The 15,161-nt window shown below is 40.7% G+C and carries 11 protein-coding genes and 1 pseudogene; all 12 read right to left on the bottom strand.

Annotation, left to right across the window (positions count from 1 at the left end; all coding sequences use genetic code 11):
- Positions 1 to 85 precede the first annotated feature (85 nt).
- The 12 genes and pseudogenes from CCK98_RS03060 to mglB all read right to left on the bottom strand — a co-directional run bounded on the left by CCK98_RS03060 (position 86) and on the right by mglB (position 15,140).
- Positions 86 to 1,702, bottom strand: coding sequence for an ATP-binding protein (locus CCK98_RS03060; protein ID WP_088085235.1), 1,617 nt, complete (start codon positions 1,700 to 1,702; stop codon positions 86 to 88).
- A 132-nt stretch (positions 1,703 to 1,834) separates the two neighbouring features.
- Positions 1,835 to 3,256: a sigma-54-dependent Fis family transcriptional regulator gene (locus CCK98_RS03055; RefSeq protein ID WP_088085234.1), complete on the bottom strand. Its 1,422-nt coding sequence runs from the start codon at positions 3,254 to 3,256 to the stop codon at positions 1,835 to 1,837.
- A gap of 128 nt (positions 3,257 to 3,384) precedes the next feature.
- Positions 3,385 to 4,170: a 3-hydroxybutyrate dehydrogenase gene (locus CCK98_RS03050; RefSeq protein WP_088085233.1), complete on the bottom strand. Its 786-nt coding sequence runs from the start codon at positions 4,168 to 4,170 to the stop codon at positions 3,385 to 3,387.
- 57 nt (positions 4,171 to 4,227) lie between these two features.
- The gene (locus CCK98_RS03045; protein WP_088085232.1) at positions 4,228 to 5,667 is read right to left on the bottom strand and encodes a GntP family permease; all 1,440 of its coding nucleotides are present in this window, start codon (positions 5,665 to 5,667) and stop codon (positions 4,228 to 4,230) included.
- Between the two features lie 400 nt (positions 5,668 to 6,067).
- A pseudogene (locus CCK98_RS03040) lies at positions 6,068 to 6,312 on the bottom strand (acetyl-CoA C-acyltransferase); the annotation flags it as partial.
- Positions 6,313 to 6,385: 73 nt separating this feature from the next.
- On the bottom strand, positions 6,386 to 7,051 hold the full coding sequence (locus tag CCK98_RS03035) for a 3-oxoacid CoA-transferase subunit B (protein ID WP_088085231.1): 666 nt from the start codon (positions 7,049 to 7,051) through the stop codon (positions 6,386 to 6,388).
- Positions 7,051 to 7,710, bottom strand: a complete 660-nt coding sequence (atoD, locus tag CCK98_RS03030) for an acetate CoA-transferase subunit alpha (protein WP_088085230.1) — start codon at positions 7,708 to 7,710, stop codon at positions 7,051 to 7,053. The genes CCK98_RS03035 and atoD overlap by 1 nt, the downstream gene beginning before the upstream one ends.
- A 278-nt stretch (positions 7,711 to 7,988) precedes the next feature.
- Complete coding sequence (locus tag CCK98_RS03025; RefSeq protein ID WP_088085229.1) at positions 7,989 to 9,452, bottom strand: PstS family phosphate ABC transporter substrate-binding protein; 1,464 nt, start codon at positions 9,450 to 9,452, stop codon at positions 7,989 to 7,991.
- A 178-nt stretch (positions 9,453 to 9,630) separates the two neighbouring features.
- Positions 9,631 to 10,866: a Zn-dependent hydrolase gene (locus CCK98_RS03020; protein ID WP_088085228.1), complete on the bottom strand. Its 1,236-nt coding sequence runs from the start codon at positions 10,864 to 10,866 to the stop codon at positions 9,631 to 9,633.
- Positions 10,867 to 11,203: 337 nt separating this feature from the next.
- Complete coding sequence (mglC, locus tag CCK98_RS03015) at positions 11,204 to 12,226, bottom strand: galactose/methyl galactoside ABC transporter permease MglC (protein ID WP_088085227.1); 1,023 nt, start codon at positions 12,224 to 12,226, stop codon at positions 11,204 to 11,206.
- Positions 12,227 to 12,237: 11 nt separating this feature from the next.
- On the bottom strand, positions 12,238 to 13,743 hold the full coding sequence (gene mglA / locus CCK98_RS03010) for a galactose/methyl galactoside ABC transporter ATP-binding protein MglA (protein WP_088085226.1): 1,506 nt from the start codon (positions 13,741 to 13,743) through the stop codon (positions 12,238 to 12,240).
- Between the two features lie 335 nt (positions 13,744 to 14,078).
- The gene (gene mglB / locus CCK98_RS03005; protein ID WP_088085225.1) at positions 14,079 to 15,140 is read right to left on the bottom strand and encodes a galactose/glucose ABC transporter substrate-binding protein MglB; all 1,062 of its coding nucleotides are present in this window, start codon (positions 15,138 to 15,140) and stop codon (positions 14,079 to 14,081) included.
- Between the last annotated feature and the right edge of the window lie 21 nt (positions 15,141 to 15,161).

Genomic DNA, 15,161 nt, shown 5'->3' with positions numbered 1-15,161 from the left:
GAAAAGCGGAAACGCATAAAAAGGTGTCAGGCACCGCTCGTGGACAAATGTCCACGGGTGGTGCCTGACACCCAAATAATCATACTCAACTTGCAGATGGTAATTTTATTTCGACCATAGTACCTTTTATGCCATTACTTATAAAAGTAAGACTTCCTTGGTGTTGTTTGATAATTTTATGACTAATCATAAGTCCGAGGCCTGTTCCCTTTTCTTTCAATGTATAAAACGGCTCTCCTAATCGAGGCAGGAGTTCTTCTGGAATCCCGCAGCCTTGGTCCTGAACAGTTATTATACACTCATCTTCTGGCCCTTTTCGAAGTTGGATTTGAATTTCTCCCCCTTCTTTCATAGCCTCCATGGCATTCTTTAGGATATTAAGGAAGACTTGCTTTAATTGATTTTTCTCACATGTAATAAAGTAAGAGCATTCTTCAAACTTGAGTTTAAATTGGATATTACTCATCATCCCCTCAGGGGCTAAAAGCACAAGTGTCTCTTCAATCAATTCTAAGACATTCGTCCGGTTTAACTCCACTGCTTGTGGTTTTCCCAGCGTAAGCAGTTGGCTTGTAATGGTTTCAATGCGATCCAGTTCACTTAGAAGCAATTCATCAATCGAACTATCGTCTCTTTTATAAAGCTGCATGAAGCCTTTTATGGTTGTTAGAGGATTTCGTATTTCATGAGCCACACCTGCTGCTAATTCCCCGACAACCGATAACTTCTCAGAGCGCAAAAGAATGTCTTCCGCCTTTTTCCGTTCAGAGACATCCCTGCTAATAATAACAATATTCTTAATAGAATCGTGTTCTCCTTTAACAGGCATACAGCGTGACTCAAATTCAATCCAATGCTCTTCTTTGTGTTTTAAGCGGAATTCCATCGATTGTGATTCTTTATTTTCATACATCATTTGGATTTTACTTCTGAACATATTCACATCGTCCGGATGTACTAGCGAGTCTAATTCGAAACTTTCAAGCTCACAGCTTTTGTACCCTAAAACAAGCTCGTGTGAAGGGGAGAAGTAACTGATCGCCTGCTTTTTATCGATAACCAGGATGAGGTCTGAAGTATTCTCAGCAATGAGGCGGTATTTTGATTCACTTGCCTCTACCATCTTATACATATCTGTTAAACGATTATTCAATCTATGGAGATTTACATAAGACTCAATAAGTAATCCTCCTATGAATACTCCTATCATTACAAACACTATATATTGAAAATGAAAGATAGGTTCATTCATAAATATTTTGAACGTGAGAACAGTGATCCCATAAATCACCATATAGGCAGCAAATAAAATAAAACTTCTTTTTAAAGCTGTGAGACGTTTAATATAGAAGTGGATTACTGAAAAACCAATCATCAAACTTACCCACCCGATAATGGCCGGGTACCAATGACCACTTGTCATCAGTCTTGCGAGTAATGAAATCAGCCCAGTAATGAATCCTGCGAGTGGTCCAAGATAGGCAAAAACAAGAATAACAGGGGCATACCTAATATCGTATGAATACCCCTGTTGTTGAAATGACAGCATAACGAGGAGAAAGGAAACCACTCCCGCATACACGGATCCCCAAAGGCGAACTTGCTTAAATGGTTTATGCTTGATGAACGAGAAGATGACTAAAGGTGTACTTACCAGCAGTGAAAAAATTGCGAGATTAACAATATAGTCTAACAGGATCAAGTTACTTCCACCCATTCTAAACAGTTTTCTTAATATTCTATCTTATCATAAACTAGTGTTATGCCTATTACCATAGTAATAATTTTCATTTTAAAATAGGAATTTTAAATAGTTTTATATAGATAATTTTTACTATTTAATTGAATACAATTTACATTTCTCATAGAAGCTAGTTTTCCCAATTTCCAGTAGTTTAGCGGCCTCCTGCTTATTGCCATTTGTCACCTCTAATGCATTTAAAATGGCTTTCTTCTCGGCATGAGCAAGTGTTTCTTTTAATGAGAATATCGGTAATAGCGGTTTTGGCGTCGTCTCAAGATTCTGGGTATTAGCTCCCTTAACAAAGTTAGTCTCCGGTTCCATGTCACGTAAGTATAATGGCAGGTGGACCATTTCAATCGTTTTCCCATCCAGAATATTGATGGATCGTTCCAAGACATTCTCAAGTTCCCGGATGTTTCCCGGCCATGAATGCTCCATTAGTCTCTCTTCTACCACAGTAGATAGCTCAATTCCTTTGCGGTAAAATTTCCCCTCTAATTTTTTCAATAAGCTTTGAGAGATTAGCGGAATATCCTCTTTTCGTTCTCTAAGAGGGGGAATTTCTATTTTGATGACATTTAATCGATAATACAAATCCTGACGAAACTTTCCTTCTTCCACCAGCTTCTCTAAATCCCGGTGTGTTGCTGCAATGATTCGCACATCTACTGCAATAGACTTTTGACCTCCGATTCGCTGAATCTCTTTTTCCTGCAACACCCTCAAAAGCTTACTTTGCATCGAAAGTGGCATGTCGCCTATTTCATCTAGAAAAATTGAACCATTATTGGCAATTTCGAACTGCCCCTTCTTTCCGCCTTTCTTTGCTCCTGTAAACGCACCGTCATCATAACCAAACAGTTCCGATTCTAGTAAATGTTCAGGTATTGAAGCACAATTTATCGCAACAAAGGGTAAGGAGGCACGCATGCTGCTATTATGAATGGCATGAGCGAATAATTCCTTACCCGTGCCAGAATCCCCGATCAGTAAAACGGATGAGTTGCTTCCTGATATTCTTTCTGCTAGTTTTTTGGTTGCTAGAAAAGTAGAGCTTTTTCCAATTAAATCCTTGAATTGGTACTTACTTTTCAGTTCTTTTTCCAGTTTGGTTTTATAGTACTTTAATTCTTCTACTAGACCCTGTATTTTTGTTCTATACATTCGCCATTCCTCAGGGGAACGAAACATGACTGTTCCCACCGCTCCGACGATTTTACCATCCTCAATTATCGGGAAACGGTTTGCTATCATTTCACTTCCATTAATCGGATGAAGAGCAGCAAGCTCTTTTTGTCCTGTTTTGGCAACGATGTGCATGCGGGTATTTTCGATGACATCCTGTACAGGCCGGTTGATCGCATCTTTAATCGTCGTTCCTAAAAACTGGCAATACGCCTCATTTATATAAAGAATAATACCATTATCATCGACGACTATGATTCGTTCCGCTAATAGATGAATCATTTGTTCATGCCAATTTTGGGGGATCTTCTCAAATCCTTGGTACATTCTTTTCCCACCTTTGCACATTAGATATTCAAATTATACCAAATTTAGACGTTTGTTTGAGCGACTGGGAGCATTTTCATACAATAATAAAATCCTATTCGATCAATCGAATAGGATTCTCTTTGGAATTATTGTGCAGTGTAGCCGCCATCTAGAATAACTGCTTGACCTGTAACGCCTCTTCCTTTATCACTTGCTAAAAAAACCGCATAATCCGCAATTTCTGTTACGGATAATAGCCTTCTTTGTGGAACCAGCGGGAAGAGTACTTCTTCAATTACACTGTCTAAGCTGACATTCCTTGTTTTAGCCAAATCTCCCAATTGGTTTCTTACGAGCGGGGTATCAACGTAGCCAGGACATAAAGCATTAACGGTGATTCCGTCGGCGGCGCCTTCCAATGCCGCAACCTTTGTCAAACCAATGACGCCGTGTTTGGCACTATTGTAGGCAGCCTTGCCAGCAAATCCGATTACCCCATTAATGGAAGCCATATTGATTACTCTTCCAAAGCCTTGTTTCTTCATGATTGGAAATACATGTTTAATCCCGATAAATGGTGCGGTTAACATGATTTTTACCAGCAATTCAAATTTCTCTGTCGGAAACTCCTCAATTGGTGATACAAACTGCATACCTGCATTATTGACTAAAATATCAATACTGCCAAACGCTTTATAAGCTGACTGAAGACTATTTTTAAATGCTTCCTCGTCGGTCACATCACATGGCGCCGATAATGCTTCAAATCCTTGCTCCCTTAATTCAGCAGCCACTTCTTCGCTTTTACTAGCATTTAGATCTGAGATCACCACTTTTGCGCCTTCCTGCGCAAAGGTCTTCGCGATTTCTAATCCAATCCCACTTGCAGACCCTGTAATAAATGCTGTTTTTCCTTCTAATGACTTGCTCATACGAGCATCCTCCTTAATAATTAGAAACCTATTTTTCTATATTTATACGCAACGATTTTAGATAATCCCAAATAAGGTGTAGATACCAATGATGACGAAAACGGCTAATGTTTTAATAACTGTAATAGCAAAAATGTCACGGTATGATTGTTTGTGCGTTAAACCTGTGACTGCAAGCAAGGTAATGACGGCTCCGTTATGTGGAAGTGTATCCATACCACCTGATGCCATCGCGACGACACGGTGCATTACTTCTGGTGGAATATTCGCTGCTGCAATCGCCTGATTGTATTTATCAGCCATCGCTCCTAGCGCAATCCCCATACCACCTGAGGCGGACCCAGTAATACCTGCAAGGGAACTAGTTGTAACCGCACCATTTACAAGTGGATTCGTAAAGGTACTAGAAATTCCATCGCTGATTTTTGCAAAACCCGGAAGTGAGGAAATAACTCCGCCAAATCCGTATTCGGCCCCTGTATTCATCGTTGCAAGCAAGGCTCCGGCAATACTTAGGTTTAATCCTTCTTTAAAGTTTACCGTTACTCGCTTCCAATCAAAGGCAAGTGATGTGATAATTCCAACGACTAGCGCCATTTCAATTGCCCAAATCGCTGCAACAACCGGTACATCTACTGTATATGCTTTTAAGCCAATCGCAGAAAAATCAAATCCATTCGGATACCATTTTGGTATATAAGTAATGAAGAGTTTATTCGTAACCGCTACCAATACAAGCGGCACAAACGCCATAATTTGTTTTAAAACAGATTGATTAGTTGTTAAATCTGGAACAGCTGCGTCCTTTTGATTTGATTCGGCCAGGTCTAAAGCAGCGGCAGTTTCGGCTTCAAACCCATAATAACCTTCACCTGCTTTTGCTGCCTTCTTCCTTCTCATCTCTAAATAAAGCAAGCCTAGCGTTAAGACGAAAATAGCCCCGATAATTCCAAGAGTTGGAGCCGCATAAATATCTGTTTTAAAGAACGGAATTGGAATAACGTTTTGAATTTGCGGTGTTCCCGGTAAAGCATCCATTGTGAACGTGAATGCACCAAGGGCAATCGTTCCTGGAATAAGGCGTTTTGGGATATTTGCTTCTCTAAACATTTGAGCTGCAAATGGGTAAATAGCAAATACAGCTACGAATAAGCTTACGCCGCTATAAGTTAAAATGGCGCCCAATAGGATGATGGTTAGCATCGCACGTTTCGCACCGAGCAGACGGACGATCGTTTTCGCAATCGATTCTGCAATCCCTGACATTTCAACCACTTTTCCAAAAATGGCTCCTAATAAGAAAACTGGGAAGTATGATTTAATAAATCCGACCATTTTTTCCATGAACACGCCGGAAAAGAACGGTAATACATGGCTCGGGTCTGTTAGTAAAACAGCTAAAAGAGCACAGAGTGGAGCAAATAAGATAACAGAAAAACCACGGTAGGCAACAAACATTAACAGGCCAAGCGACAAAAGAATAATTAATAATTGCATTTAAATCCCCCTTTTTATTTTTTGTATGAGCTTCAGCATCCCCCTTAGTAAGCGTTTACAGGCTGAAGTTCACTTAATAAAAATGCAAGTTCCGTGCCAAAATCGGTTATTAATTTCTCAAAAATGTAAATTTCCTTTATTATCATACAAGTATTATACTAAATTAAAAGTTTATAACTATACCTTGCCAAAAACCACCTTTTATTCTCTCGTTTATGATTCCGTAAATTCGGAAAATTCAGTGCGATCAGATTCCGAGTATCCGGAATTTTCCGTTTTTTCGGAATCGGTTTATTTAAAACACTAGCTTTAACAGCATTTGATAAATGCCTAATCCCTCGGAATCTATGAAACTCGATTTACTTTTCATTTTCTATCATCAGAACTAGGGCAGCCGCGCCATCGAAGAAACTTCAATAGGCAAACCCGCTTTGATGGAAGCTTGACGGGCAGGACCTTGACCAAGACCAGCTTGAAGCACGTTTCCCATGGTGACTTCATCCACTTGTTCACCGGTTACACCTGCACGATTTAAGGCTTCTTTGATCACAATTGCACCTAATTCTGGGGCGGGGTGTTACTTAATGCCCCCATAAAACTACCAATCGCTGTACGAACAGCACTTACAATTACAACATCACGCATAAACCTTTCCATCCTGAACTAATAAGTTGTAGGTTGCTTTATTTGCAAAAAATCGAATACTTTTCCGCATTAATTAACCGTTTTTTGCTTTTAAGATAGCTGGATTGATCGTAAACGCAGCTTCTGTTTTTTCCTTAACGGTATCAAGTTTGACACCATCTTGAAGTTCTTCAAGCACCAATCCCTCAGCTGTTACACGAAAGACCGCTAGTTCCGTCACAATCAGGTCCACTACGCCCTTTCCAGTCAAAGGCAATCGACATTGTTCTAATATTTTGGATGATCCGTTTTTGGCCATATGTTCCATTGCTACAATAACTTTCTTGGCTCCAGTAACTAAATCCATTGCTCCACCCATACCAGGCACCATTTTTCCAGGAACCATCCAGTTAGCAAGGTTGCCTTTCGCATCAACCTCTAGTCCTCCTAGAACCGTTACATCCACATGTCCTCCACGGATCAATTCGAATGAAAAAAGGCTATCGAAGAATGCACCTCCTGGATTAATACCCGAAGGCTGCCCACCCGCATTAACCAAATCCGGATCAATATCTCCGTCTACAGGCCCGAGTCCAATATATCCATTTTCAGATTGGAGAATGACGTTAACATTTTCAGGCAGGTAGTTTGGGACCATAGTCGGCAGTCCAATCCCCAGGTTAACTACATCTCCATCTTGCAATTCCCTCGCAACACGAGCAGCGATCACTTGTTTTGGATTCACGAGTGTATTAATCATTATCGACTACCTCCCTGAACGAAAATTTTATCAACCAAGATTCCGGGTGTCATTACTTCATCCGGGTCAATTTCTCCAACTTCAACGATTTGTTCTACTTGAACAATCACGAGATCTGCTGCTAGGGCCATCAATGGGTTAAAATTCCGGGCCGAACGATGATAAATCAAATTGCCTGCTTTATCTGCTTTAAATGCTTTAAGAAGGGCAACTTCAGCGCGAAGCGGTTTTTCGAGTAAATATTCTCGGCCATCGACGATGATTTTTTCTTTACCTTCTTCGACAACAGTTCCAACACCGGTGGGAGTCAACACTCCGCCAAGGCCAGACCCTCCGGCACGAACACGTTCAGCAAGTGTTCCCTGGGGAACTAGTTCCACTTCCAGTTCACCTGCAATCATTTGTTTGCCGGTTTCAGGGTTTGTGCCAATATGTGATGCAATTACTTTCTTTACTCGTTTGTTTACAATTAATGGTCCTACACCCGTTTCGACGAAAGCGGTATCATTTGCGATTAGCGTTAAATCCTTCACATCTGCTTCAAGCATGGCAGTTACCAGTTCTTGTGGTGTACCTACCCCCATAAACCCACCTGCCATAATGGTCATTCCATCTGTCAGAATGGAGGAAATTTCCTCTATTGAAATAATTTTATTCACTTTGATGCACCTCCTGAAAGAATTAAATGAAATTAGTGTTAGTTACACTCATTTAATATGCAAGAAGTGTGCCAAAATTAGAGTCCTAAGGCGATATCCGAAGTTTTTTGAAAATCAAAATTACGAGGAGCAAAATAAAAAGCGAAGTGCATCCAAGTGCCCCTCACTTTTTGTCCAAACTGTAATATTATTCCTATAAATTAACGATAAGTGTCCACACAGGGTGGATAAATCGAGGAAGTGTCCACGGACGGTGCCTGACACCCTATTTTAATACCCTATTCCTTCCCAACTTTAATATAGCCAATCTCTTCAACGAGCTCCTGCCCTTGTGGCCCCTGCATCCATTTCAGGAACGGTTGGATTGTTCGCATTTTTTTGTTGTCCTTCACTGTGATTGCGTAAAGGGAGGCGGTGAATGGGTATTTACCGCTCGCGATGTTTTCAGGAGTTGGTTCAATCCCATTAATAGCAAGTAGTTTAATGTCAGTGTTCGCCTTCATTCCGGTTGCAAAGAAGCGAAATGAAAAACCAATCGAGTTGTCGTAGTTTCGGTAATCAGCAACCTGTTCAATAATCCCGCCCATCCCTTCAGGTACATCTTCTTTCAGGGGCTTCATAATTGGCGTATCGCCCATTATTTTCTCCAACAGGGTTTGGCTTCCTGAATTTTCGGGGCGTTGAAAGGCAATAATTTTTTCGTTCTTGCCGCCGAATTTTGACCAGTTTTTTATTTTTCCCGAGTAGATGTCTTTAATCTCTGAAACAGCTAAGCTATCAATCTTATTGTAGTGATTAACAAAGAAGACAAACGCTTCCTTACCAATCGGGGTCATAACCAGTTCTTTTCCTGCCTCTTTCGCCATTTGCTGCTGTTGTTTCGATGGCTCTGCTCCAAAGTATATATCGACATCTCCTGTTATAAGCCGTTCATAAGCATAAATCGTATTGGTGAAGGTGACGACCTCCCCGTATTCTTGATAAACCTTTTCGATATTTTCATAGGCTGCATTGGCAAAGGCAGAATAAACCGGGAACGCCGCTTCCGCTCCATCTAAAATAGGCATTTCACTCGGGTTTTTGATTGTAAAGGTTGAGGCAGTTTTCAGCTTTGGCAGGATATTATCTGGGTTGTTAACATCATAAGGATAGAGATCCGTACTAGAATATCCCCCTCCATATTTAAAACCATACGATGGCAGGACCGTTTGACTACGGTGCCATTGAACAGCCGCACCCGTACCCATTGCAAGCACAAACACCAACACTACAGACAGAAGTTGCTTTTTATTAAAGGCTGGGCGCGTCCTCCTTTTCAACACGGCAAACAATACTCCTAAAACAAAGGAAAATTCATAGGCTAACGGTGCCCACAGAAATAATCTTCCTTCCCCCAAAAGGATGGCCATAAAATAGATTGGTGCGAAGGCCAGATGAAAAACACTATAGTACAACCAAGCATCACCTCCGTAAAACCCGCTGCTTATCAGCATAAATACAGCCCACAATACTGCTGTATAGGCAAGAGGAACAAGGACAAGGATCAGATAGTCTTTCAAGTTGGCCTGCTTAAGGAGTTTTTTACTAGCTAGAAACCCAGCAAGGCATCCGAAGATAATCAAGACAGGCAATGATGCTAAAAGGATATGATCAAACTCCATCAGTATTGCTAATTCTCCAAATGAAACTACAAGCGGCACAATCCCAAAATACAACAATATGAACTTTACTTTTTTCCCCATATCAACGCTCCTTTTTACCAACAAAGTAGTTACACCGTTAATATATAATAGTGTAATTTTACACTTTACTGGCAAATTTTACAATACAGAACTTTTTTAAAAAAAGATCACCAAAAAAAAAAGAGACCCTTCCGCATCACGAAAAGGTCCCTTTAAAGCTAGCTTATTTAATTAAAAACTATTTTGCTAACATCGTTAAAACCGTATCTAATAAAACATTGATCCCTTTTTCGCAATCTTCCCAAGTGGTTAACTCTTCTTCACAATGGCTTTTGCCGTTAATACTAGGGACAAATAGCATAGCCGTTGGAACAAAGCTAGCAATGAATTGTGCATCATGGCCGGCACCACTTACCATTCTTCTATTAGAGTAGCCGAGCGACCGTGCCGATTCTTCTAAAAGTTGGCAGACTTCTGGTTCGAACCAAACCGTGTCCCGATCCCATAATTTTGTTGTTTTTACCTCACAGCCTTCAATTAACGACTTTAAATTCGGAAGTGCTTCGATGATGTTTTTAACCGTGCGGACAATTTCCATGTCCTTGTGGCGTGCTTCAAGAGTAAAGACCACCTTGTTCGGAATGACCGTATGGATGCTTGGGTACACGTTTACTCTGCCAATCGTGAAGACTAAATCTTCATCTAAAACTCCTAACCGCCTGCGGATTTCATTGATTAAGTTATTAGTGGCAAACAAGGCATCTTTTCTCATATTCATTGGAGTTGTGCCAGCATGGTCAGATTCCCCTGTTACTTCAATCTCATAGCAAGCCATTCCCACTACACATTCGACGACACCGATTGTGAGTGCTTCCTTTTCAAGGATTGGGCCTTGCTCAATGTGGAGCTCTAAAAGGGCCGATGCCTCTTTCAATCGATTCTCCACATCGCCTTCGTACCCGCTCGACTTTAAAGCCTCCCCAAAAGTAACTCCCTCTGAATCTACCTTTTTTAACATAACTGACTTCTCAAATTTACCAGAGAGTACACCAGAAGCCATCATTGAAGGCTCAAACCGCGCACCTTCTTCATTCGTAAAGTTAACAATCGTGACTGGAATTTGTGGTTTAATTTGATTCTCGACCAACGTTCGAACCACTTCTAAACCTGCCACAACCCCTAAGACGCCATCGAAACGGCCGCCTTTTTTCACCGAATCCAAATGGGATCCAATAAGAATTGGAGGCTTATCTTCTGTTCCAGCCAGTGTCGCATACATGCAGCCCATATCATCAACCTTGACAGTTAACCCTAATTCCTCGCAGCAGGAACGGAAGTAATCTCTTACCCGAATATCTTCCTTTGATAAAGACAACCTTGTGACCCCATTGTTTTCTGTCCGGCCAAAGTTTGCAAATTGTTCCAATGTCGTCTTCAGTCTTTCTCCATTAATCACTAATTTTTGTCGTTGCATGATTAAACACTCCCTTTTTTATCTGAGATTAAGTGCATAATTCATTGTTAAAAATCTCGTGGAGGATAAAAACAGAAATTTGCGGACTTTTGATTTTTAAGCTGTTCTGGGGTCCAAAGTAAGCTTATTGCTAAATTTATGTAAATATTCAGTCAATAACCTAATTATACACCACTGCCTAGACCTGTCATTAGACAAAACATCAAATCTTACACACAAAATGTTTTATAGTTTGTATGTATTGGTAACATCACAAAATATAAAAAGGTGTCAGGCACCGTTCGTGGACATTTGTCCACGAACGGTGCCTGACACCAAATTTTTAATACTAATCTACTTATTTTTTCTTTGCGTGTTTGCGCATGTCGAAGGCTACTGCGACGATGATGATTAAGCCTTTTACGATGAATTGAATGTATGGGCTTACGCCAAGGAAGGCTAAACCGTAGTTGATGACTTGGAAAATCAGTACCCCTGTGATAACACCAGGGACGGTTCCAATTCCACCTGATAGTGATACACCGCCGACTACGCAGGCTGCGATTGCATCTAGTTCATACATGTTACCTGTGTTGTTTGTTGCACTACCTACACGTCCAGCTTCCAGCGTACCTGTTAAGCCGTATAGAAGACCTGCGATCGTGTAGATGATAATCAGGTTTCTTGCTACGTTTACACCCGAAACCTTAGCAGCTTCTGGGTTTCCACCAATGGCATACATATTTTTTCCTAGCTGTGTTTTATTCCAAATCACCCAAATGATAAGTGATACTACAATGGCATAAATAATGAGATATGGAAATTCATATTGGCCAATTTTTATTCCGCGTTGCGCAAAAGTTGTAAAAGCTTGGCTTAATCCGCCAATTGGCTGCGCACCATATGGCGGGCGGTCAAAATAAATCGAAGTTAGTCCGTAAACACCAATCATCATACCTAAGGTAGCAATGAATGGAGGAACGTGAAATTTTGCTACAATGACACCGTTTAATGCTGAAATGAGACCTGTTGCTACCATCGCAATGACAATCGGAACAATTAACGGTAATTCCGGCAGGTTTGGATACATTCGATAAGCATAATCCCCTGCTTGCAGCATCGAGGCTGATATGACGGCTGCAAGTCCAACCATCCGGCCCGCTGAAAGGTCAGTACCTGCAGTAATTAAGATACCAGCTACCCCAAGTGCGATAATAATACGTGAGGATGATTGACTTAAGATATTAATTAAGTTCGTCATCGATAAAAAGTCCGGAGAAGCAGCGACAATCCCGACGACAAGAAGGATTAAAACTACATAAATTACGTTATCAACAAGCCATTTTGATACGCTTGATTTTTTTGAAGCTTGAGTATTCATATCCATTCCTCCTAATACAAAGCTGCTAATTGCATAATTTCTTCCTGAGATGTTGCGTGAGTCTCAACAATTCCAGCTGCTTTTCCATTACTCATGACTAAAATTCGGTCGGTTACACCCAAAAGCTCAGGCATTTCGGAAGAAATCATGATAATTCCTTTTCCTTCCGCAGCTAATTGGTTAATGAGTTGATAAATTTCAAACTTTGCCCCGACATCAATTCCCCTAGTTGGTTCATCAAGCAATAAAATATCTGGTTTTGTTAGCAGCCATCGGCCAATAATTACCTTTTGTTGGTTACCACCTGATAGACTTCCAATCGATGTCTTTTGAGAAGGTGTCTTTACCTTCATGGAGTCAATTACCCACTGGGTATCATCGGCGACTTTGCGGTCAGATAAGAATCCGCTTTTTGTTTTATATTGCTTCATGTTAGAAATGATTGAGTTAAAGCTAATGCTTAGTTCTGGGAAAATACCGGTTGATCTTCTTTCTTCCGTCACAAGGGCAAATCCATTTTTGATGGCTTGCTGCGGTGAATGGTTTTTAACTACCTTGCCATTTAATTCAATCGTTCCTGATGTTAGCGCCCTCATCCCGAATAATGCTTCAACCACCTCGGTACGTTTCGAGCCAACCAATCCGGCAATACCTAAGATTTCGCCTTTTCTTAACTCGAAGCCGACATTAGAAAAAGAAGGCTGTGTTTCTGCAGTCAAATCAGATACTTTCAATATTAATTCCCCTGGTTTGTTTATTTTTTCAGGGAACCGTTGTGAAAGGTCACGTCCTACCATCAATTTAATAATTTCATCGGTTGTTAGGTCCTTCGAACTTTTTGTTCCTATATACTGACCATCACGCATGATTGTTACTTCGTCAGAAATCTTTAAGATTTCCTCCATTTTGTGTGAAATATAGATAATCGCAACGTTCTCACTTTGAAGCCTTTTGATGATTCTGAACAGATGATTTACTTCCGTCTCTGTTAGAGAGGAGGTTGGTTCGTCCATTACTATAATTTTAGAATGATAGGAAACAGCTTTTGCAATTTCCACCATCTGCATTTCGGAAACAGAAAGCGTGCTCACCTTACTACGTGGATTAATACTGATATCAAGACTTTTAAAAATAGCTGCAGTATCTTCGTACATTTTCTTCTCATCGATGAAAATGCCCTTTTTCGGATAACGCCCCAGCCAAATATTGTCCATAACATTCTGTTGACGTACCTGATTTAGTTCTTGGTGCACCATGGAAACTCCGTTTTCGAGGGCTTGCTTCGAATTGGCAAAGGAAACTTCTTTCCCACCAAAGAGAATTTTTCCTTCATCCATCGAATAAATGCCGAATAAGCATTTCATTAACGTCGATTTTCCTGCACCGTTTTCGCCCATTAAGGCATGTACCGATCCAGGCTTTACTTTTAGGGAAACATTGTCTAAAGCGAGTACCCCTGGGAACCTTTTTGTTATATTCAGCATTTCTAGTAAATTCGTTGTACTTGATTCTGACATGAGCGAACCTCCTCTGAAACCATTTAAAAAAGGATGAGAGCTCCATGGGATGCTTCTCAAACTTTTAAAGAGAGTAATAATTATTTTACGGTATCCAGCTCCAAATATTTGGAGTCTTACCCCGAACGAAGGAAAAGCGTCCGCTTTTCCTTTGTTCGAAGAGCGCCTAAGGGCTGATTCCAGCCCCTGGACAAGGCGCTTCTGCTTTTCTTACTGTCTAGCTCCAGCGCCTAGGGGCTCGGGGTCATATGCCAATCCGTCAAGAAGGGCAAAGAGCAACCTTCTCGCCGGCTCGTCTTATGCCTGTCGCCCCTGGACAGGCGCTTCTGCTTTTCTTACTTATAAGCGTCTCTACCAACTTGGATATTATCTTTTGTTACTTCGATGTAAGGAACACGAACTGCTTTATTATCGTCTAGCTTCCACTCAGTTCCGTCTAGTACATCTTTGCCATTTGCTGCATTTGCTGCTAGCTCGATCGTTGCGCTACCTTGGTTTTTCGCATCATTTAAGATGGAACCAACCATTTTACCATTTTCAATCATTTCAAGTGCTTCTGGAATCGCGTCAACACCTACAACAGGCATGAACTTGTCGCCGGAGAAGTAGCCTGCTTTTTCAAGAGATGCAATTGCACCTAATGCCATACCATCGTTGTTGGCAATAACAAATTCGATTTTGTCATTGTATTTTGCAAGCCAAGCATCCATTTTTTCAGTTGCTTTCATTGCATCCCACATCGCCGTATCCATAGCTAATTCTTCCACTTGAATTCCTTTTTCTTTGACAGTATCCACTGCAAATTTTGTACGAGCTTCTGCATCTGGGTGTCCTGGTTCACCTTTTAGTAAAACGTATTGAAGCTTGCCATCTTTGTTTTTGTCATATTTATCTTTGTTAGCTTCCCAAGCTTTTGCAATCAGTTCACCTTGAAGTACACCTGATTCTGAAGATGTTGTTCCAACATAATAAGCTTTATCATAGCCTTTTAATACACTTGCATCAGGCTCTTTATTAAAGAAGATAACAGGAAGATCTTTTGCTTTTGCTTTGTCCACAATGGTTTGCGCTGCTTTTGGATCAACCAGGTTAATTGCTAGAGATTTTGCTCCTTTAGCAATTAGGGTATCAACTTGTTCAATCTGTTTTGCTTGGTCGTTTTGGGAGTCATTTAGCATGAGCTTTACTTTATCTTTTGCTGAAGTCTCCATTGCACGGCGAACATAGGACATGAAGTTGTCATCAAATTTGTAAATAGTTGCGCCAACTGCTGGAAGACTGTTGTCCTTGCTCTTTCCAGAATCTGTACCGCTTGTTGAATCACTGCATCCTGTTGCTAATAGAATACTAGATGCAACTGTTAAAGATAGAATTAGACCTTTTTTCTTTTTAAACATGTTGTCATTCTCCTTTTACTA

Source organism: Bacillus sp. OV166 (assembly GCF_900177675.1).
GTDB lineage: Bacteria > Bacillota > Bacilli > Bacillales > Cytobacillaceae > Neobacillus.
Note: the sequence above shows the minus strand (reverse complement) of the source record. Positions and strands in the feature narration are given on the sequence as shown.